General features: G+C 62.3%; 18 protein-coding genes, 1 tRNA gene and 3 pseudogenes. 6 read left to right on the top strand and 16 right to left on the bottom strand.

Going from position 1 to position 18,122, the window contains the following annotated elements:
* Positions 1-138: 138 nt before the first annotated feature.
* From R5H32_RS19025 to R5H32_RS19000, 6 genes are all read right to left on the bottom strand, one after another.
* Positions 139-858 carry an aspartate/glutamate racemase family protein gene (locus tag R5H32_RS19025; RefSeq protein WP_318340261.1) on the bottom strand — a complete coding sequence of 240 codons (720 nt, stop codon included), beginning with the start codon at positions 856-858 and terminating at the stop codon, positions 139-141.
* Between the two features lie 8 nt (positions 859-866).
* Positions 867-1,580, bottom strand: a complete 714-nt coding sequence (locus R5H32_RS19020) for an ABC transporter ATP-binding protein (protein ID WP_411709834.1) — start codon at positions 1,578-1,580, stop codon at positions 867-869.
* 12 nt (positions 1,581-1,592) lie between these two features.
* A complete protein-coding gene (locus R5H32_RS19015) occupies positions 1,593-2,375 on the bottom strand; it encodes an ABC transporter ATP-binding protein (RefSeq protein WP_318340260.1) in 783 nt (260 codons plus the stop codon).
* Positions 2,372-3,343, bottom strand: a complete 972-nt coding sequence (locus tag R5H32_RS19010) for a branched-chain amino acid ABC transporter permease (RefSeq protein ID WP_263340919.1) — start codon at positions 3,341-3,343, stop codon at positions 2,372-2,374. Before R5H32_RS19010 ends, R5H32_RS19015 begins: the two co-directional genes overlap by 4 nt.
* Positions 3,344-3,347: 4 nt before the next feature.
* Complete coding sequence (locus tag R5H32_RS19005) at positions 3,348-4,217, bottom strand: branched-chain amino acid ABC transporter permease (protein WP_318340259.1); 870 nt, start codon at positions 4,215-4,217, stop codon at positions 3,348-3,350.
* 76 nt (positions 4,218-4,293) lie between these two features.
* Entirely contained in the window at positions 4,294-5,481 is a 1,188-nt protein-coding gene (locus tag R5H32_RS19000; RefSeq protein WP_318340258.1) for an ABC transporter substrate-binding protein, read from the bottom strand.
* 203 nt (positions 5,482-5,684) lie between these two features.
* On the opposite strand from R5H32_RS19000, the gene R5H32_RS18995 reads away from it, so the two are divergent.
* Positions 5,685-6,413, top strand: a complete 729-nt coding sequence (locus tag R5H32_RS18995; protein ID WP_318340257.1) for a GntR family transcriptional regulator — start codon at positions 5,685-5,687, stop codon at positions 6,411-6,413.
* A gap of 69 nt (positions 6,414-6,482) precedes the next feature.
* On the opposite strand, the pseudogene R5H32_RS18990 reads toward R5H32_RS18995, so the two are convergent.
* The 6 genes and pseudogenes from R5H32_RS18990 to R5H32_RS18965 form a co-directional block, all read right to left on the bottom strand.
* Positions 6,483-7,093: pseudogene (locus tag R5H32_RS18990) on the bottom strand (IS6 family transposase); the annotation flags it as partial.
* Positions 7,094-7,141: 48 nt separating this feature from the next.
* Positions 7,142-7,849: an IS6 family transposase gene (locus R5H32_RS18985; protein ID WP_318340256.1), complete on the bottom strand. Its 708-nt coding sequence runs from the start codon at positions 7,847-7,849 to the stop codon at positions 7,142-7,144.
* Between the two features lie 57 nt (positions 7,850-7,906).
* Positions 7,907-8,086, bottom strand: a pseudogene (locus R5H32_RS18980) (transposase); the annotation flags it as partial.
* Positions 8,087-8,189: 103 nt separating this feature from the next.
* Positions 8,190-9,584: an amidohydrolase family protein gene (locus R5H32_RS18975; protein ID WP_318340255.1), complete on the bottom strand. Its 1,395-nt coding sequence runs from the start codon at positions 9,582-9,584 to the stop codon at positions 8,190-8,192.
* A gap of 89 nt (positions 9,585-9,673) precedes the next feature.
* Positions 9,674-10,558, bottom strand: coding sequence for a hypothetical protein (locus R5H32_RS18970; RefSeq protein ID WP_318340254.1), 885 nt, complete (start codon positions 10,556-10,558; stop codon positions 9,674-9,676).
* Positions 10,559-10,586: 28 nt separating this feature from the next.
* The gene (locus R5H32_RS18965) at positions 10,587-10,895 is read right to left on the bottom strand and encodes a hypothetical protein (RefSeq protein ID WP_318340253.1); all 309 of its coding nucleotides are present in this window, start codon (positions 10,893-10,895) and stop codon (positions 10,587-10,589) included.
* A 151-nt stretch (positions 10,896-11,046) separates the two neighbouring features.
* On the opposite strand from R5H32_RS18965, the gene R5H32_RS18960 reads away from it, so the two are divergent.
* Complete coding sequence (locus tag R5H32_RS18960) at positions 11,047-12,804, top strand: hypothetical protein (RefSeq protein WP_318340252.1); 1,758 nt, start codon at positions 11,047-11,049, stop codon at positions 12,802-12,804.
* Positions 12,805-13,050: 246 nt separating this feature from the next.
* Here R5H32_RS18960 and R5H32_RS18955 read toward each other — a convergent pair.
* Together R5H32_RS18955 and R5H32_RS18950 are read right to left on the bottom strand one after the other, a co-directional pair.
* Positions 13,051-13,215, bottom strand: a pseudogene (locus R5H32_RS18955) (IS6 family transposase); the annotation flags it as partial.
* Positions 13,216-13,465: 250 nt separating this feature from the next.
* Positions 13,466-13,555 (bottom strand) — tRNA-Ser (locus R5H32_RS18950).
* A 171-nt stretch (positions 13,556-13,726) separates the two neighbouring features.
* Between R5H32_RS18950 and R5H32_RS18945 the strand changes: the two genes are divergently transcribed.
* From R5H32_RS18945 to R5H32_RS18930, 4 genes are all read left to right on the top strand, one after another.
* Entirely contained in the window at positions 13,727-14,557 is an 831-nt protein-coding gene (locus R5H32_RS18945; protein ID WP_318340251.1) for a DUF2059 domain-containing protein, read from the top strand.
* 85 nt (positions 14,558-14,642) lie between these two features.
* Complete coding sequence (locus tag R5H32_RS18940) at positions 14,643-15,866, top strand: hypothetical protein (protein WP_318340250.1); 1,224 nt, start codon at positions 14,643-14,645, stop codon at positions 15,864-15,866.
* Complete coding sequence (locus tag R5H32_RS18935) at positions 15,863-17,227, top strand: cytochrome P450 (RefSeq protein WP_318340249.1); 1,365 nt, start codon at positions 15,863-15,865, stop codon at positions 17,225-17,227. Before R5H32_RS18940 ends, R5H32_RS18935 begins: the two co-directional genes overlap by 4 nt.
* 204 nt (positions 17,228-17,431) lie before the next feature.
* Complete coding sequence (locus R5H32_RS18930) at positions 17,432-17,701, top strand: hypothetical protein (protein WP_318340248.1); 270 nt, start codon at positions 17,432-17,434, stop codon at positions 17,699-17,701.
* Positions 17,702-17,703: 2 nt separating this feature from the next.
* Here the strand turns inward: R5H32_RS18930 and R5H32_RS18925 are convergent, their stop codons facing one another.
* Both R5H32_RS18925 and R5H32_RS18920 read right to left on the bottom strand, forming a co-directional pair.
* Complete coding sequence (locus R5H32_RS18925) at positions 17,704-17,940, bottom strand: ribbon-helix-helix domain-containing protein (protein ID WP_318340247.1); 237 nt, start codon at positions 17,938-17,940, stop codon at positions 17,704-17,706.
* A complete protein-coding gene (locus R5H32_RS18920) occupies positions 17,937-18,122 on the bottom strand; it encodes a DUF4169 family protein (RefSeq protein WP_318340246.1) in 186 nt (61 codons plus the stop codon). The genes R5H32_RS18925 and R5H32_RS18920 overlap by 4 nt, the downstream gene beginning before the upstream one ends.

Below are 18,122 nucleotides of genomic sequence, written 5' to 3'. Positions count from 1 at the left end.
TGATCTCGCGGCTCGTCTTGAAGTATTTGAACGGGTCAGGTTTCGACATCAAGCGACGCTAGTCGGCGCCCTGCCTCGCCGCAAGCCAGGTTCCTCTGACACCGCCGCGGTAGGGGAGTGATGAAACGTCGGCCAGCCTTAAGTAGCCGCGGCCCGAGTTTCATCGCGCGCCGCGACGGGAGGAGCGTAGCCGCCACGCCGCGACGTTTGCAGATTCAGTCGGACCATCGCCTCGCACAACGCGACAGCGGCCACCACTCCATCGATCACCGGCAGCCCGTGTTCGGCGGACAAGGATGCCGCAAAGTCGGCCATGCCGGCGCAGCCAAGAACAATGGCCTCGGCCCTGTCCTCGGCGATCGCGCGGCCGACCTCGGCGCTGATCCGGCCGCAGGCATCCGACCCGGGACGCTCCAGTTCCAGCACCGGCACATCCGAGGCACGCACCCGCGCGCAGCGCGCGGCGAGCCCGTAGCGGGTGAGGTTGTGTTCGAGCGCCGGCACCGATCGCGCGAGCGTCGTGACCACTGAGAACCTGTTCGAGAGCATCGAGGCCATGTGATAGGCGGCCTCGCCGATACCGATCACCGGACGGTCGGTCAGGCAGCGGGCGGCGTCGAGGCCGGTGTCGTCGAAGCAAGCGATGACGACCGCGTCGAAGTCGACGGTGCCGCGAATGATCTCGAGCAGGCCCGGAACGCACATCGCCTCATCGTAATAGCCTTCGATCGCCGCTGGCCCTTCCTTGGGATTGACCGCGAGAATCTCTGTTCCGGGCGATGCCACACGCCGGGCTGCCGCGCCGATCTTGTCGGTCATGTGCCGCGTTGTGTTGGGGTTCACTACGAGTATGCGCATCATGCCACCTACAGTTCTCCGCCGAGATAGGCGGCCTTGATCCGGTCGTCGCCCATCAGCTCCTTGCTTTCGCCAGAAAGGGCCACCGCACCGGTTGAAAGGGCATAAGCACGGTTCGAGATCGAGAGCGCCATGCGTGAGTTCTGTTCGACCAGAAGCACACTCACCCCCTCGTCGCGGCTGATCGCGACGATGGCGCGGGCGATGTCCTGCACGAGTTTCGGCGCGATGCCGAGCGAGGGTTCGTCGAGGAGCAGCAGCCGGGGTTTCGCCATCAACGCCCGGCCGATCACCATCATCTGCTGCTCGCCGCCCGAGAGCGTTCCCGCCTGCTGGCCGAAGCGTTCCTTCAGCCGCGGAAAGCGTTCCAGTACGCTGTCGAGCGTCTGCTGGATCTCGATCTTGTCGGATCGGGTGAATGCCCCCATCAGGAGGTTGTCCTTCACAGACATGTAGGGAAAGACCCGCCGTCCCTCGGGCACCATGGCGATGCCGCGCCGCACGATCTCGGCCGCCGATGTGCCGTCGAGCCGGTCGCCCATGTAATGGATCTCGCCCGAATGAATCTTTCTCAGACCGGTGATCGCGCGCAGGATCGAGGACTTGCCGGCCCCGTTCGCGCCGATCAGCGCGACGGTTTCGCCCTCGTTCAGCTCGATCGACACGCCCTTCAGCGCATAGACGTGATCGTAGTAAAGCTCGACGTTCTGGAAGTTCAGCATCTGGGTCATGGCCTACATCCCGATCGCATCGTCTTCGCTGCCGAGATAGGCCTCGATGACTTTTTCGTTGGACTGGATCTCAGCCGGTGTTCCCTCGGCGATCTTCTCGCCGAAGTTGATCACCACGATCCGGTCGGAGATCTTCATCACGGCGGGCATGTCGTGTTCGACGAGAAGCACGGTGACTCCGCGTTCATCCCTGAGCCGGCGCACCAGCGACACCATTCGCATCGTCTCGTCGTGGTTCATGCCGGCGAAGGGTTCGTCGAGGAGGAGCACGGTCGGATTGGTCGCGAGACCGATCGCCATCCCGAGCGCCCTGAGGTGGCCCTGCGGCAGGTTCGAGGCGAGTTCGTCGCGGATCGCGTCCATGCCGAGAAACCCTATGATCTCATCGGCGGAGGCGCCGAACTCCGCCTCGTCGGACCGCGCCTGCGACGTGCCGAGGAAAAACCCCAGAAGCGAGGCCTTGGAGCGCAGGTGATGCGCCACGACGACATTTTCGCGCACCGTCATCGAGCGGAAGATCGTGGTTTCCTGGAAGGTCCTGACCACCCCCATCCGGGCCACCTTGTGCGGCGCGAGGTTGGAGATGCGCTGCCCCTTGAACAGCACCTCGCCCGACGAGGTCCTGAGGAACGAGGCGATCAGCTTGAAGAGAGTGGACTTGCCCGCACCGTTCGGCCCGATGACCGAGAGGATCTCTCCCTCGGCCACGTCGAAGGAGATGCTGTTGTTCGCGGTGAGCCCGCCGAAGCGCTTGGTCACCCCCTTGACTTGAAGGATCGGGGTCATTTGCGCCCTCCCTTGCGTTCGAACAGGCTCAGCACGCCGTTGGGCAGGAAGAGCATGAGGATGATCAGAAGCGACGAGTAGATCAGCAGCTGGTATCGGCCGGTGGTGAAGAGAAGATCCCAGCCGAAGTAGAGCAGGAGCGTGCCGAGCATCGGGCCGAAGACGTAGCCGAGGCCGCCGAGGAAGCAGTTCAGCATGAAGTTCACGCTGTCGGCGACCTGGAAGGACGAGGGGTAGATCGACTGCGAGATGGCGACGAACATCGCCCCGGCGATGCCGCCGAAGAAGGACGAGATCGAATAGGCGAGGACGCGCAGGTAGGCCGTGTTGACGCCGATCGAGGCCGACAGTTCCTCGTTCTGCTGGAGCGAGCGGCAAAGGTGGCCGAGGCGCGAGTTCACGATGCGGTAAAGCGCCGCGAAGCAGATCACCATCAGGAGCACCGCGACGAGGTAGAAGGCGAGTTTCGGGTTGGCCAGCGTCGCGAAATCCGGGATCAGCGTAAGGCCGAAGACTGAGACCTCCCCCGGCAGCGGGATCGAGGTGATGCCCTTGGCGCCGTTCGTCACCGGCAGGGCGAGCGCCGAGAGCCGCCCGACCTCGGTCAGCACGAGCGTGACCATCGCGAAGTAGACGCCGCGCAGACGCAGGATCGGCAGCCCGATCAGGACAGACAGGGCGGCGCAGAAAAGCCCCGCGAGTGGCAGTGTCGCCCAGAAGCTGAAGCCTGCCTTGGTCATCAGGATCGCCGAGACATAGCCGCCGGCCAGCGCATAAGCGCCCTGCCCGATATTGATGCGGCCGATGTAGAAGGTCAGCCAGACACCCGCCGAGGCGACCGAGAGGAGCGCGACCGAGGTCAGCGTGTAGTAGAAGTCCCACCGTCCGCTGACCGAGATGAGCCAGGGCACGATCACGAAGACCGCGATCAGGAAGGCACCGACGCCAACGAGTTTTTGCGTGTTCATGTGCTCAGCCCCACGGTTTGCCCATCAGGCCCTGCGGCCGGATGGCGAGGAAGACCATCAGCGAGGCGAAGATCACGAGATAGGTGATGTCGCCGTAGGCCGCGAGCAGCGTGAGCCCGATGCTTTCCATCATGCCCAGGATGAACCCGCCGGCGATGGCGCCCGAGATGACGCCGGCGCCGCCGATCATGATCATCATGAAGGCCTTGATCGAGGTCGGGCCGCCCATGCCGAGATTAATGCCGGTGATCGTCACCAGGAGGCCGCCAACAAGGCCCGCGAGCATGGCGCCGAGGGCGAAGCCCAGCATCGAGTAGCGCTTCACGTCCACACCCATGAGTTCGGCCGCCATGCGGTCCTGCGCCAGCGCCCGCATCGCGCGGCCGGCCTTGGTGTATTGCATGAAGAGGATGAAGCTCGCGATCATGGCGATGGCCAGCACCCCGATCAGGATGCGGTCATAGGGCATGATGATGCGGAAGTCCCAGTTGAACACTCCGTTCACGATCTTCGGCACACCGCGCTGCTTTTCCCCGAAGACAAGCAGGATCACCGCGTCGAGGAAAAAGGCGATGCCGGCGGCGAGCAGCATCGTCGATTCCTCGCGCTTCGATTTCCGGATCACCGGCGCGAAGAGGAACTTCTCCACCGCCGCGCCGACCGCCGCGAGGATCACGGCCGACGCCAGGAGCCCTACAATGAACGGCAACCCGAATTGCGCGACGACCGTGTAGGTGACAAAACCGCCCAGCACATACATCTGGCCGTGCGCAAAGTTCAGCACGTTCATCAGTGAGAAGATGAGCGTTAGCCCGAGCGCAATAAGGGCGTATTGGGCGCCGAGATATAGCCCATTGGCGATGATCTGTTCCATGGATGTCCTCGGATAGGATGGGGTCCGGCGGGATTTGGGAGGGCCGGACCCCGAGTGAGACTGCGTTCGGCGGGCGTCAGTCGACCTGCGCCACGAACAGCGTCTCGAACGCACCTTCCTTGAAGACGTTCACAACGAGCGGCACCGAGACCTGCCGCTTCTGTCCGAACGAGGTGGTGCCGACATAGCTCAGCTTCGCGTCGCCGACCATGTAGGGGTTCGGCGCCTCGAACGTGTCCATCGTCGTCTTGAATGCCTCGACGTCGGTCATCGCCGCGGGGTTCGCCTTGATGGTCTCGAGGATGTATTCGAGCGCGTAGACCTTGGTGTTCGACTCGTCGTTGTATTCCCCGAACTTCTGGGTGTAGCGGTCAACGAATTCGCGCATCTGATCGGAGGCGAGTTCCGGAGTGGAGGCGCCGCCCACCGAGATGAAGCCGTTCGCCAACTCACCCGCGCCTTCCTGAAGCACGGTCGCGTCTTGCGCCGTCTCGGTCGAGATCAGGCCCTCGTAGCCAAGCTCGCGGGCCGAGCGGATGAGTTGCGGCGCGTTCGCCGGCGAAACGCCAGACAGCACCAGAAGATCGGGCTGGGTTTGGATCACCGGCAGGAGGACCGGCGTGAAGTCCGTGGTGTCGACCTGATAGGTCACGCTGTCCGAGACGACTTCGAGTCCGAGCGCCTTGGCGGCCTCGACGCCGCCATCACGCTGGCTGAGCGGGTCGGATTCGTTCGCGGCCACGAAGGCCACCTTCTTCACCCCGTTGTTTTCCATCAGGTGCTTGTAGATCGCCGGACCCGACTGGTAGTTAGCGACCATGCCGAGCACCGCGTTCGAAGCAGGGGCGGTATAGAGCTCCTTCGGGAAAGCGTAGGGGAAATACATGATCCCGTTCTGCTCGGCGACCGGGCGGACGGCGGCCGCGCCGTCATCGACGTTCGGACCGACGACATAGTGGATGCCTTCCTGCGCCATCTTCTCCATGCCCGCGATCGCGCGCTTGGGGTCCTTCTGGTCGTCGAAGGCGACGATCTCGATGTCATATTTCGTGCCGTCGATCTCGTACCCGCCAAGCTCGTTCAGCCAGTCCGCGCGGGTCTCCATGGAGCGCTGGTTCGAAATGCCCCAGGCGGCGGCAGGACCGGAGGTCACGCCGACGAAGCCGATCTTCAGAACCGGATTCTCGGCCTGGGCCATGCCGAAGAACGACAGGCTGGCCACGGCGCCGAGCGCGGTCGACTTGAGAAGAGTGCGTCTGTTCATCTGATATCTCCCTGGATGCCATTCGATTCGTTTCTGGTGCTCCGCTGTGTCAGAGCTGGTGCGGCAATCGTATTCAGCATGTTTGTTAACAATCGTGTCAACAATTAAGTGGCTTTCCTGTCTGCAAACATATAGCCTTGTTGAAGACAGGGCGGACTTATATCTGTTGCTGAAGCCCTCCAAAGCACTGAATAGCCATCGCCATGACGCTAGCCGGCCCGAACAAGGAACAGCTCTCGACCGCCGAAGAGGTGGCGGAGGAGCAGATCGTGGATCGCATCTTCGAAGCGGTCATCGAGCAGCGCCTTCCGGCCGGGACGAAACTCTCCGAATCCGCGCTCTGCCAGGCATTCGGCGTCGGCCGAATGCGCATTCGCCGCAGCCTCCTGCTTCTGGCCAGCCGCGAGGTTGTCGAGCTGCACTCCAATCGCGGCGCCTTCGTCGCGCGCCCCACGGCGGAACAAGCGCGCGAAGTGTTCGAGGCGCGGCTGGCGATCGAGCCCAATGTCGCGCGCATGGCGGCCAATCGCGCGACCGGAGAGGATATCGCGGCTCTTGCGCGGCACCTCGAGCTGGAATCGCAGGCCCATGCCAATGGCAACCGCCGCGACGCGATCCGCTTGTCCGGTCAGTTTCACACGATGCTCGCCGAGGTCGCTGGGAACAGCGTGATGCTACGCATGATCAAGGAACTGGTCACGCGCACGTCGCTCATCATCGGCATCTACGGCGCACCGGGCGTCACCAATTGCCGCGACGACGACCATGCGGACTTGATCGACGCCCTACGAAAGTCCGACGCGGAACAAGCTTCGAATATCATGGAAGCGCATCTCCGTCATATCGAAGAGCGGGTCGATCTGAAGGCCAGTCCCGGTACCGGCGTCGATCTTATCTCCGTGTTTTGCGGAACAGGCAAGCGCGGCTCATAGTCCGAGCCACCGTTTGGGTGCTGGCAGACCAATTCGAACCCGTCTCCACAAGGGCAGGATCGCTGTCCCTTATGCTGCGCCGAGGCCGCGCCACTCGGCGAGAGCGGCGGCGCGGTTCTTCTTGAAATTTACCCTCGAGTAGAAGCTGCGCTCCAAGTTGAAATGGTTGAAGACGGAGGCGTGGACGGCGGCGAACATCTGCAGACTTCGCATCCTCCGAAAGCGCTGCATTGCCCGTTCTCGTCGTCGGAACGTCAGGTGCGAATTCTCCGCCCGATTGTTGAGCCAGGACCAGTTGCCTGGCGGTCGGCCGTACCGGCCTCCTTCAATGCGGCGCTATAGGAGCGCAGCTTGTCGGTGACGAAAATGTGCGGGCGACCGTAGCGCTTCATTGATTTCTTGAGGAATTTCAATGCCGCCTTCTTGTCCCGCGTCTTGGTCACGAAGCTCTCGAGAACCTCGCCCTCATGATCGACGGCCCGCCAGAGGTAGTGCCGCTCGCCGTTGATCTTCACAAACATCTCGTCGAGATGCCATTGCCACTGCGGCCCAGAACGCAAGCACTCGGCACGTTTCTTGCGGATCTCAGCGGCGAACATCGGTCCGAAACGCTGCCACCAGTATCGGACCGATTCATGGCTTATGTCGATGCCACGCTCGTGCAGCAGGTCCTCGGGTGGTGTCAGACCAATTCGAACCCTTCTCCACAAGGGCAGGATCGCTGTCCCTTATGACGCGCCGAGGCCGCGCCACTCGGCGAGAGCGGCGGCGCGGTTCTTCTTGAAATTCACCCTCGAGTAGAAGCTGCGCTCCAAGTTGAAATGGTTGAAGACGGAGGCGTGGACGGCGGCGAACATCTGCAGACTTCGCATCCGCCGAAAGCGCTGCATCGCCCGTTCTCGTCGTCGGAACGGCAGGTGCGAATTCTCCGCCCGATTGTTGAGCCAGCGACCAGTTGCCTGGCGGTCGGTCGCGCCAACCTCCTTCAATGCGGCGCTATAGGAGCGCAGCTTGTCGGTGACGAAAATGTGCGGGCGACCGTAGCGCTTCATTGATTTCTTGAGGAATTTCAATGCCGCCTTCTTGTCCCGCGTCTTGGTCACGAAGCTCTCGAGAACCTCGCCCTCATGATCGACGGCCCGCCAGAGGTAGTGCCGCTCGCCGTTGATCTTCACAAACATCTCGTCGAGATGCCATTGCCACTGAGGCCCAGAACGCACGCACTCGGCACGTTTCTTGCGGATCTCGGCGGCGAACATCGGTCCGAAACGCTGCCACCAGAACCGGACCGATTCATGGCTTATGTCGATGCCACGCTCGTGCAGCAGGTCCTCGACGTTTCGCAGCGAGAGCGGGAAGCGCACGTACATCATCACCGCCAGGCGGATGATCGCGCGGCTCGTCTTGAAGTATTTGCACGGGTCAGGTTTCGACATCAAGCGACGCTAGTCGGCGTCCTGCCTCGCCGCAAGCCAGATTCCTCTAACACCGCCCTCCAGTTGCTTCAGCCGCCGCGCGTCCGACAGCTCCATCCCGCCATACCTGGCCTTCAGCTTGTAGAACGTCGCCGGGCTCAGCCCATGCTTGCGGCACACCTCCACCGTCGGCATGCCTGCCTCCTGTTCCTTGATCATCCCGATAATCTGCGCCTCGGTGAAACGGCTCTTTCGCATTCGTCTGCTCCTTCAAGGTTGGGCAGACTCTAAATCATGGCGAGGGATTTCGCGGGGGGCAGGTCACACCCACGGGGCTGCCTCCCCGCTTACGAAGCAGGCGCTACTCCATATCGTACTTGTAGATGATGCCATCCTTCATGATCATGCCGAAATTCGCCTTCGCATCGCTGATGAGGTCGAGGTTTTCCAGCGGGTTGCCATCGACAAGGATCATGTCTGCATAGGCACCTTCCTCGATGACACCCAGCGGGCCGAGCGGATACGGCGTTAGCAGTCCCGACATTTTCAGCAATTCGGCGTTGTCGCAGGTGGCCATCTTCAGCGTTTCGTAGGGAGTGAACCAGCGCTGCATCTTGGCAAGCACGGCGCCCTGCCGTTTCGCGAGGTCCGCACTGAACAGCGTATCGGTGCCGAAGGCGATCTTGAGGCCCAGTTCTTTGGCAGTGCGATAGACAAAATCGGTTCCGTCGGTGACGAATTTGTATTTCGACTTCTGGAACTCGTTGAGGGCCGGTGCGTCTTCGTCATCAAGGAAGGGCTGCATGCTGAGCCACACGTCGTTGTCCTTGAACATCTGCAATGTTTCGCGCGTGGCCATATGCGCGTGCTCGACGCTTTTTGCCCCGTTTTCAATGGAGTGGACAACGGCTTCATCGTTGATCGCGTGGGTAGTCACATAGGTGCCCCAGGCTTCCGTCGCCTCGACAGCGGCCTTGAACTCCTCGTCGGTGAACTGGATGGTGTGGATCGGATCATAAGCCGAGGTGACACCGCCGCCGGCCATCAGCTTGATCTGCGTGGCCCCCTGCATGAGGTTTTCGCGCGTGCGTTTGAGCACATCCGCCACACCGTCGGTAATGTAGAACATGTTGCCGCGCTCGAAGGAGTGCAACTCGCCGGCGCCCTGCGGCACATCCCGCGTCAGGCGGAAATCCTGATGACCTGCGGTGATCGACAGCGCCGGACCCGAGGGAAACACCCGCGGCCCGTCAATCAGACCCTGATCCGTCGCCTTGGCAATGTCGAACATCGGCCCGGCGGTATCGCGCACGGTGGTGAAGCCGCGTGACAGCGCGTTGTTCTGGGCCTTGGCGGCCAGCAGGTTCCAGTAGCCCTCGCCGGTCAGGGCCAGTTGCGCGATCGTCGCTTCGGCGAAGATGCCGTGCCAATGCGCGTCGATAAGACCGGGGATCAGCGTATAACCTTCTGCGTTTATCTCGAAGGCTCCCTCGGGCGCCTCGACATTGGCGTCGATGGTCGAAATCAACTGTCCGCTGACCAGAACATCGACATCCGCAAGCCCTTCATCGCAGCCGTTGAAGACCTGCGCGCCGCGGATAACCACGTTGTCGAACTTCATTTTGACATTGGTCGTCTCGATCTCTCCGACGACGCCCGCAGGAACGACGGCATGGTTCGAGTCGTGGGCGATTGCGCCAACCGGCGACGCAGCGATCGTGGTGCAGAGAAGGAATGTTAGGGGACGGTTCTTCATGTTCAATTTCCTGTAAAGGTAGGAGTTGTGATGTCGACAGTATGCCTGTCGGGCTTATGTTGGGGCCGTATCAATTGGCGATGGCAGCGTCAAAAGTTGAGCACCTTGAAGCCGACCTGAATAGACCAGTCAGCTGGGGCGTCGCCGCCGAAAAGCACACCGGGCTTGATGTAGATCTGGCTGTCGCCGCCAAAGAGCGGCCCCGTCAGCATGCCTGCGGTCACCTGAAGACTACCGAAGGTGTCATCGGTCTCCCAATCGTGGATCACGGCGGGGTCGAAGGTAAGGTAGTATTTCGGGTTCGCTAGCTTCGGAACGTAGTAGAAATCGACCGTCGTGACGTTGAGGTTCTCGCCGTTGGCGTTTCCACCTTCCAGGCCGAAGGTCTGGACCCATGCGGGGGCGAAGATCGATCCGTTGTCGAGAAACCAGGCGTAAAAGACGGACGTTTCCAGGGCGAGCTGGCCGTAGCCGGCGAAATCGGTTTCGGCCGTATCGAGGAAGAATTCGAGTGTGTACGCCGCTCCGTTGCTCTTGGTGAGGTGGAAGACGTCTATATAGGTCAGGCTGATGTCGCCTAGTGTGAATTCGGACCCGATGTCGGGGTTCTGGGCATACGCCAGGGCCGCATCGCCAAGCCTAGGTTGTGAATTGAACTCACTGTCGGAGAAGGGAATTGTGAGTCTGAATGCCTTGCTTCCATCGCCGAATGGCCGCAAGTAGAAGAGTTCGAGCAACCCGGTGTCCAGATCCGGGTTGATCTGGTTGAACTGGTACTGGATGCCGGCCTGCGTCGTCAGCAGCGTGGGATTGGTGCCGTTGTTGATCTCTTCGAGATCTCGCTGCAACTCAGGGAGGTTCGACCCATCCTGCGCGAGTGACGGCGGAGCAACGCAGACAACAGCCAGAAAAAGCGCGACGACAAAGCGAGAGCAGCCCTGCTCTTGCGACCGCGCCGCCGGTGGTTCGGCCATCTTGATGCTCCTGTGAAACATTCCCATTTTATCTGCCTTCGCTTTGTGTGCTGGTGTTATCGCTGGTGTCGTCGACGTCGTCACTCGACGCGCACCCTGTTCGAGTTGAGAGCTTTGACCAGAACTCTTTCTTCAATCCGTCCAGTATTTCTTCATATTCAACGGCGCGACATGGTAGATCCTGCCAACGCGCGAGTGCTTCCTCGGCCAAGCCGATCTCTTCGCAAATCGACATGAAGTCCGGGTCTTCCCGCGCGAGGCTGGCGATCTCCGAGTCCTGTTCGGGATGCTGTTCAACCAGCTTGCATAGAAAATCGTTCTCCGGCATCGGCTTCATGGCGTTAGTCCAACACCGAAAAGCCAACGTTTCAAACGTTGCTACATGTAACTTACGTTATGCATCTGTGCCGCACAGGTTGGGTGGCACAGCCTCTCTCGTGTGCTATGTCACCGATTGAAAGCCTTGCACTGGATCGGAGACGCTTGCCGTGCCGCGCCGCCAAACATCGAAGGTTCCGGAACTGACGGAAGAGAGCATCAGGCGTCAACTCGATCGGATACTTAGTTACAAAGAGCTTCAGGCGAGCGTCCGCCGCCGCGAGATGCTGACGTATGTTGTCGAAGAGTCTTTGGCCGGCCGCGACGATGAGATCAAGGCGACGACCATCGCGATGGCGGTCTTCGGGCGTGGGTCCGATTTCGACCAGCAGGCGGACCCGGTCGTACGTCTGGAAGCGCGCAAGCTCCGCCGAGATCTCGACAACTACTATGCGGAAAGCGGCAGGGACGATCCGATCCGCATCAGCATCCCAAAGGGGCGCTACATTCCGAGATTTACCGCGCAAGGTGTCATACAGCCCGATGAAAGCCCTCCGGCGTCGGAACCGGCAGACGCCGGCTATCGGACGTCGAGGCCGCAAACGTGGTTCAACGCGCGCAATGGCCTGATTGCGGTCGCTTGCACGGCGATCGTTGCCGCAATTCTTGCATGGAACGCGCGACCGGACCGCAACTCGCCGTTACCCGCCGCAAGGGACGCAGAAACTGTCGCCATACTCATTGAAGATTTCGACGCCCGCACGGATGAGGAGGTTGTATCACTCGTCGCGGCAGGGCTGACCCATGAGATCGCCTCGGCCCTGATCAGGTTTCCGGATCTTGCCGTGCATATGGCACCCGACCAGGTCATAAGTGTCTCCGACACCTCAACGACCCCAAGCAAATCTCCGACGACGGATTTTATGGTGACCGGCGACGTCTGGCGGGAGGACAGCGATCTTTTCGTTCGCGCCGAACTCATCAGGAGCAAAGATCTGGAGATCTTATGGAGCGAACGCTACGCTGGGGGTGCAGAGGGCCAGGGCATCACCGACATCCTGGACTCGATTTCATCGGAGATCGCCTCGGCAATCGGCCAGCAATACGGATATGCGATGCGCGATGTCCGCGCCCAAAGGCTGCCCCGTAGCAACGATCCGAGCCTGCGGGGCTTTGCCTGCGTTGCGAGCGCGCAGATTTACCGCCGGACGTATCACCGCGATGAGTATCAGGCGGTACGGGAGTGTCTTGAAGCCACCGTTGTCGAGAACCCCGATTATGTGCGGGCGTGGGCAATGCTTGCCTACCTGCGCAACGATGCGGCACGTTTCGGCCACGAGAACGTCCTCTCGAGGGAAGATGCATTCGAACTTGCGCGGCAAGCCGCTACCCGTGCGATCGACCTTGACCCTCTGGATACGGATGCGTTGCAAGCTATGTCGCATGTCGAGCAGTACGCGGGAGATATTGAGCGATCTATTGAATTTGCGCGCCGGGCAGTGGAAGTTAACCCCAACGATCCGGCCGCCCTTGCCAATCTTGCGATCCGTTATGGTATTGCTGGACGTTTTTCCGAGGGCGTACCGATAATGCATCGCGCGATAGACCGATCGATCGCGCCGCCGCCATTCTACTTTCATCTGCTGGCCGCAGATCACCTTATGAAGAAAGAGTGGCCGGCGATGCTCTCGGCCGCGGAACGAGCGTCCAGAGACGGTTGGTCGTTCGGCCAGGCGATGCTTGCAATTGCTTACACTAAACTGTCGAACGGACAAGCCGCTCTTGAGGCATTTGAACGAATGGCAGAACTCGATCCGCCGCTCGCTGAAGATCCGAGGGCGTGGCTTGAGGGGCACAATATGCCTCAAGTCCTCGTCGACGCCGTCCTTGCGGGCCTTTCCGAAGCTCGAGCCGCTTTTCCAGAGTAGCAGACGGAACCCCAACGCCCCAAATTCGCCCTTCTGGCGAAGCAATACAGTACTCCTCCCCGTCTCAATGGGGCGCAACCGTAGACCTGGCATTCTTCATGGCCGCCTGTCTGACGTCAGCACCTACCGGACAGATTTAGGGGTTTGAGCAACGGAGGATTTCTGGTTCATCGAAGCCATTATGGAGCGAAGAGGTGGTGTCAGACCAATTCGAACCCGTCTCCACAAGGGCAGGAGCGCTGTCCCTTATGACGCGCCGAGGCCGCGCCACTCGGCGAGAGCAGCGGCGCGGTTGAGCTTGAAGAGGGGGCGGCTGGAGAGGCTGCGCTCGGTGTTGATGTGGTTTGTGACGGAGGCGTGGACGGACGCGAATTTCTGCAGACTTCGCATCAGTCGGAAGCGGAGCATGGCCGCTCGAGGATCAGCTTCTGCTAAGTCAGATGCCAAGATGGCAATTTTTGAGACCTCTGTGAGGACCACGGGTCCCATACGCTGCCCCCACCCCCGGGGGGGCTTGGCCAGATGGGGGGCGGGAGGGGGGGGGCGAGATTCAAACAGATTCGCCATCCGGCCCAGCGTCTATGGTATGATGGTCTCGGTGATGGTCTGCACCCCAAAGTTCGACACATTAATCTGAAATTATTATGAAAAATAAATTTAATGGCGGAGAGACAGGGATTCGAACCCTGGGTGGGCTCACACCCACAACGGTTTTCGAGACCGCCCCGTTCGACCGCTCCGGCACCTCTCCGCATCGGGGGTCGTCGTGGAGGCGGGATTTATCTGTCGGCGACGACATGCGCAACCCGTTTTTTTCTGTCGGGCCAAGATGGTCCGCCGGAGTTAAAAGTTCTGCCGCTAGCGCTTGGCAGCGGTTAGCTTCGCGACTAGGTGTTGTCCATTGCCCGATCAAGGTACAGCCATGTTCCGTCGCCTGCTCGCCCCGATTCTCTCTGTCGCTTTGTTTGCCGCACCGGCAGGCGCTTCGGAGGAAGATGCCGCCTCACTCGGAGAGGCGTTGCGGCTCTCCGACGTCTTCGCGGTGATGAGCGACGAAGGCCATGCATACGGTCGTCACCTCGAGGAGGACATGTTCCCCGGATCCGGTGGCCGTCACTGGGAGGAACTGGTCCGGAACATCTACGCGCCCGACCGGATGATCCCCGACTTCAACGCCGCCTTCGAAGCCGAACTGGCGCGCCAGCCGGCGGACATCGCGGCGATGCTGGACTTCTTCTCCTCCGATCTCGGGCGCCGTGTCACGACGCTTGAGATCTCGGCCCGCCGGGCGCTGCTCGACGAAGCCGTCGAGGATGCGAGCCGGCTGAAGCTCGAGGAGATGCGCGCCGAGCGCGATCCGCGGCTTTCACTCGTCGAGGAGTTCGTCGTGGTCAACGACCTGGTGGAGACCAATGTCTCCGGGGGGCTCAACGCGAACTTCGCCTTCTACCGCGGTCTCGGCGATGCCGGCGCCCTCGGCGCAGAGATGGGCGAGGCCGAGATCCTCTCGGAGGTCTGGGCCCAAGAGGACGCGATCCGGGAGGAGACGGACGTCTGGATTCACTCCTATCTCGCGATGGCCTACGCGCCGCTCTCGGATGCAGAAATGGCCGACTATATCGCGTTTTCGCGCAGCAAGCCCGGGCAGGACCTGAATCGGGCGCTTTTCGCCGGCTACAACGCCGTTTTCGTCAATGTCTCACGCCAACTCGGCCAGGCGGCGGGCGCCGTATTGGCTGGCCAGGATCTCTGAGCGCCGGAGGACGCGGGGCTTTGTGTCCCGACACGTTCTTCGCTAGCATCGCGCAGGGGCAGGACACAGGCGGCAGAACGGCGGAATGGAGGGAAGGATCCCAGATCGGGTGAGGCGGAGGCGGGTGTTCTATGTGCCCGGCTATGACCCCTTTCATCCGCGGCGCTACCGTGAGCTTTACCGGACCGAAAGCACGGCCCAGGCCGCGGTCAGCGGTTTCGAGATCGCGATGGCGGGGAAGGCAGGCCGCGGACACGGCTGGCAGGTCTCGGCGAAGATCGAGGGCCACAAGATCGCGGCGGAGATCGAGGTGCTGGTCTGGTCCGACATCGTGCGCGAGTCGATGGGCCACGGAATTTTCGCGACCTATCTACAGCTGGCGCGCACGGTCCGGGCCTATGTCGGGTCCGGCGCGATCTTTCGCCTCGTGCGGCTCAGGAAGGGGCCGAGCATCGCCGCGCTCTTTCCAGTCGTGGTGCTTCTCGCGCAGCTCGCCCTGGCGATGCTCGCCGGTTGGGGCGGGGCGCGGCTTTGCGCGGCGGTTCTGGCGACGGCCGGGCTGCCAGAGGCGATCGGCTGGCTCGCCGCGCCGGCGCTTCTTTGGGCGGTGCTCTGGCGTTTTCGCAAGGCGGACGGGCAGATCTACGCGTATTACCTGATGCACGATTACGCATTTACCGCGCAGAATGGCGGCGCCATGCCCGCGGCGCTGGAGGTGCGGCTCGCCGAGTTCAGCGAACGCATCGCCGCGGCACTTGTCGAGGACTGGGACGAGGTCCTGGTCGTCGGGCATTCCTCGGGCGCGCATCTCGCGGTCTCGGTCCTTGCCGACGTGATCCGGTCGGGCAGGGTGCCCGCGAACGGCCCGGCGCTCGGCTTCCTGTCGCTTGGCCATGTCGTACCGATGGCGGCCTTCCTTCCGCGCGCGCGGCGCCTGCGCGGCGATCTGGCCTATCTCTCGGCACGCGACGAGCTCACCTGGGTCGACGTTACCGCACCCGGCGACGGCTGCGCCTTCGCGCTCTGCGATCCGGTCAGCGTGTGCGGTGTGGCCCCGGAGGGCAAGCGCTGGCCGCTGGTGATCTCGGCCGCCTTCACCCAGACCCTGAGCCCCGAACGCTGGAGCGCGTTGCGCTGGCGTTTCTTCCGGCTGCACTTCCAGTACCTCTGCGCCTTCGACCGGCCGGGCGACTATGATTATTTCCAGATTACCGCGGGTCCAAGAACGCTAGCCGCCCGGTTCCGGAACCGGACGCCGTCGAAAAGCCGGATCGAGGCGCCGCTCAACCGCTTCCGGGACGTCGCATGATCCCGCCGAAACCTGTTGCGCGCCCCGACAAGGTCTCGCTCTGGCGCTATCTGCGGCTCTTTCGCGCCGATATCCTCTCGGCCCAGCCGGCGCGGCTCTACCGCGCCTGGATGGCCGAGTTCCGCACGCCGTTCTTCCGCTCCTATCTCTGCAACGATCCCGCGCTCGTCGATCTGGTGCTGAAGGAGCGGCCGCGCGACTTCCCGAAATCCGACCGGGTGCGCGAAGGGCTGGCGCCGCTTCTCGGCCGCTCGGTCTTCGTCACAAACGGCGCCGAGTGGGAAGCCCAGCGGCGGATCATCGACCCCGCCTTCGAGCGGGGCCGCCTGAAGGAGACGTTCCCTGCCATGCACGCGGCCGCGCTCGCCGCGCGGGATCGGCTGGTCGCGCGCGCCGGTGAGGAGGTCGAGATCGAGGAGGAGATGAGCCACGCCGCCGCCGACGTGATCTTCCGGACGCTCTTCTCGATCCCGATCGAGAACCGGATCGCAGCCGAAGTATTCCGCGAGTTCCGCGGCTACCAGCGTGCCCAGCCGCTTCTGAATCTCGCCGCCTTCCTGCCCCTGCCTGCGCTGCTGCCACGCTTTCACGCGCGCCGGACGCGGGCCTCCGCGCGAGCGATCCGCGGGCTCATCACCCGGCTCACCGATGAGCGGATGGCCGCGATCCACGCCGGGGTAGCGCCGGACGATCTGGCCACCAAGATCATGACCACGCCCGATCCGGAGACCGGCGCCTGCTTCAATACGGCCGAAATGGTCGATCAGGTCGCGATCTTCTTTCTTGCCGGCCACGAGACATCGGCTTCGGCGCTGGCTTGGGCGCTCTATCTGCTCGCCCTGTTCCCAGAGGCCCAGGACCGGGTCGCGGCAGAAGTGGCGATGATCGGCGATCGTCCAGACTTTTCAATGCTGTCCGGGCTGTCCTTCACGCGGGACGTGTTCCGGGAGGCGCTGCGGCTTTATCCACCCGTACCGATGATGGTGCGCGAAAACCGTTGCCCCGAGCGGTTTCGTGACCGTCCTCTCGCGCCCGGCGCGCAGATTGTCCTGTCGCCCTGGCATCTACACCGGCACGAGCGGATCTGGGACCAGCCGGACCGGTTCGATCCGGATCGCTGGCAAAGCCGGGCCGGACGCGAAGCAGCGCGCGACGCGTACCTGCCGTTCTCGGCCGGGCCGCGCGTCTGCCCTGGGGCCGGCTTCGCGATGGTGGAAGGCCCGCTCATTCTCGCGCTGCTGGTGAAGCATCTGCGCTTCGCCCCGGTCGAAGGCGCTGAACCGGTGCCGGTCGCGCATCTGACCGTGCGATCGCGCAACGGCATCCGGATTCGAATCGCGCGGCGTGACCTAGCATCATGATTTGTGAAGAATCTGAAACAATTCTGTAATGCAGCCTTGAATTGATCAGCCCGGCTTTTCTGGTGCATTTTGGTTCGGTCAATCGGTGATTCGTGTGCGCGTTACGAGTTTACGGCCGAATCCCGCTCGTTTTGGCCGTTTTCGGAAATTGCGTGATGTCGGCTGAAACCTGCCAGTTCAGTTGGGATTCTTTTGGGGGATACCGTGACGAAGAAGTCTTTGGCCGCGTCCGTGCTTGCTGCGCCTGGCCGTCTCAGGATCGCTGTTCCGGCCTGGCGCCTGATCGGCATTCATCACCAGCCCGATGTCGAACCCGTACATGCGGCGGTATCGCGCGAGGAGATGCAGAACCTGTTCCGTGGCGAGCTCAAGGCCAGAAACACCCGCGTGGCGAAGCTGACCGCGGGTGAGGAAGAAGAACAGCACCTCGCGGACCGGATTCGCGATGCGCTCTACCCGTGCTCGGCGGGCTGACGTCAGCGCGTCTGTCCGGCGTCGAGCCGCTCTTGCAGGGTGGAGAGCACGAACAGCCGGATCGCCGTGGCGAGCCCCGTGTCTATGCCGCGACGAGCGTCGATCTCCGCGGCGAGAGCATTCACCGGCACACCCCGTTCGTCAGCGAGCCGGCGGAACACCTGCCAGAACTCGTTCTCCAGTGACACGCTGGTGCGGTGACCGTTCAGCGTGAGCGAACGTTTGACCGGGCGGCTCACTCGTCCTCTCTCTCGCGGCGGTGGGCGTCGAGTTCGGCGCGGGCCTTGTCGGCCCGCGCTTGCTCGAGTTCCCTTTGCGCCTTCGTGCGGCCGAAACGGGCCGCGTTCTCGTCGCCCTCGGCGCGGGCCTTCGCGCGCTTCTGCGCCTTGCGGGCGTTGCGGAGGTTGACGATCTCGGCCAT

It is taken from the genome of Defluviimonas sp. D31 (assembly GCF_033436765.1).
GTDB lineage: Bacteria > Pseudomonadota > Alphaproteobacteria > Rhodobacterales > Rhodobacteraceae > Albidovulum.
Note: the sequence above shows the minus strand (reverse complement) of the source record. Positions and strands in the feature narration are given on the sequence as shown.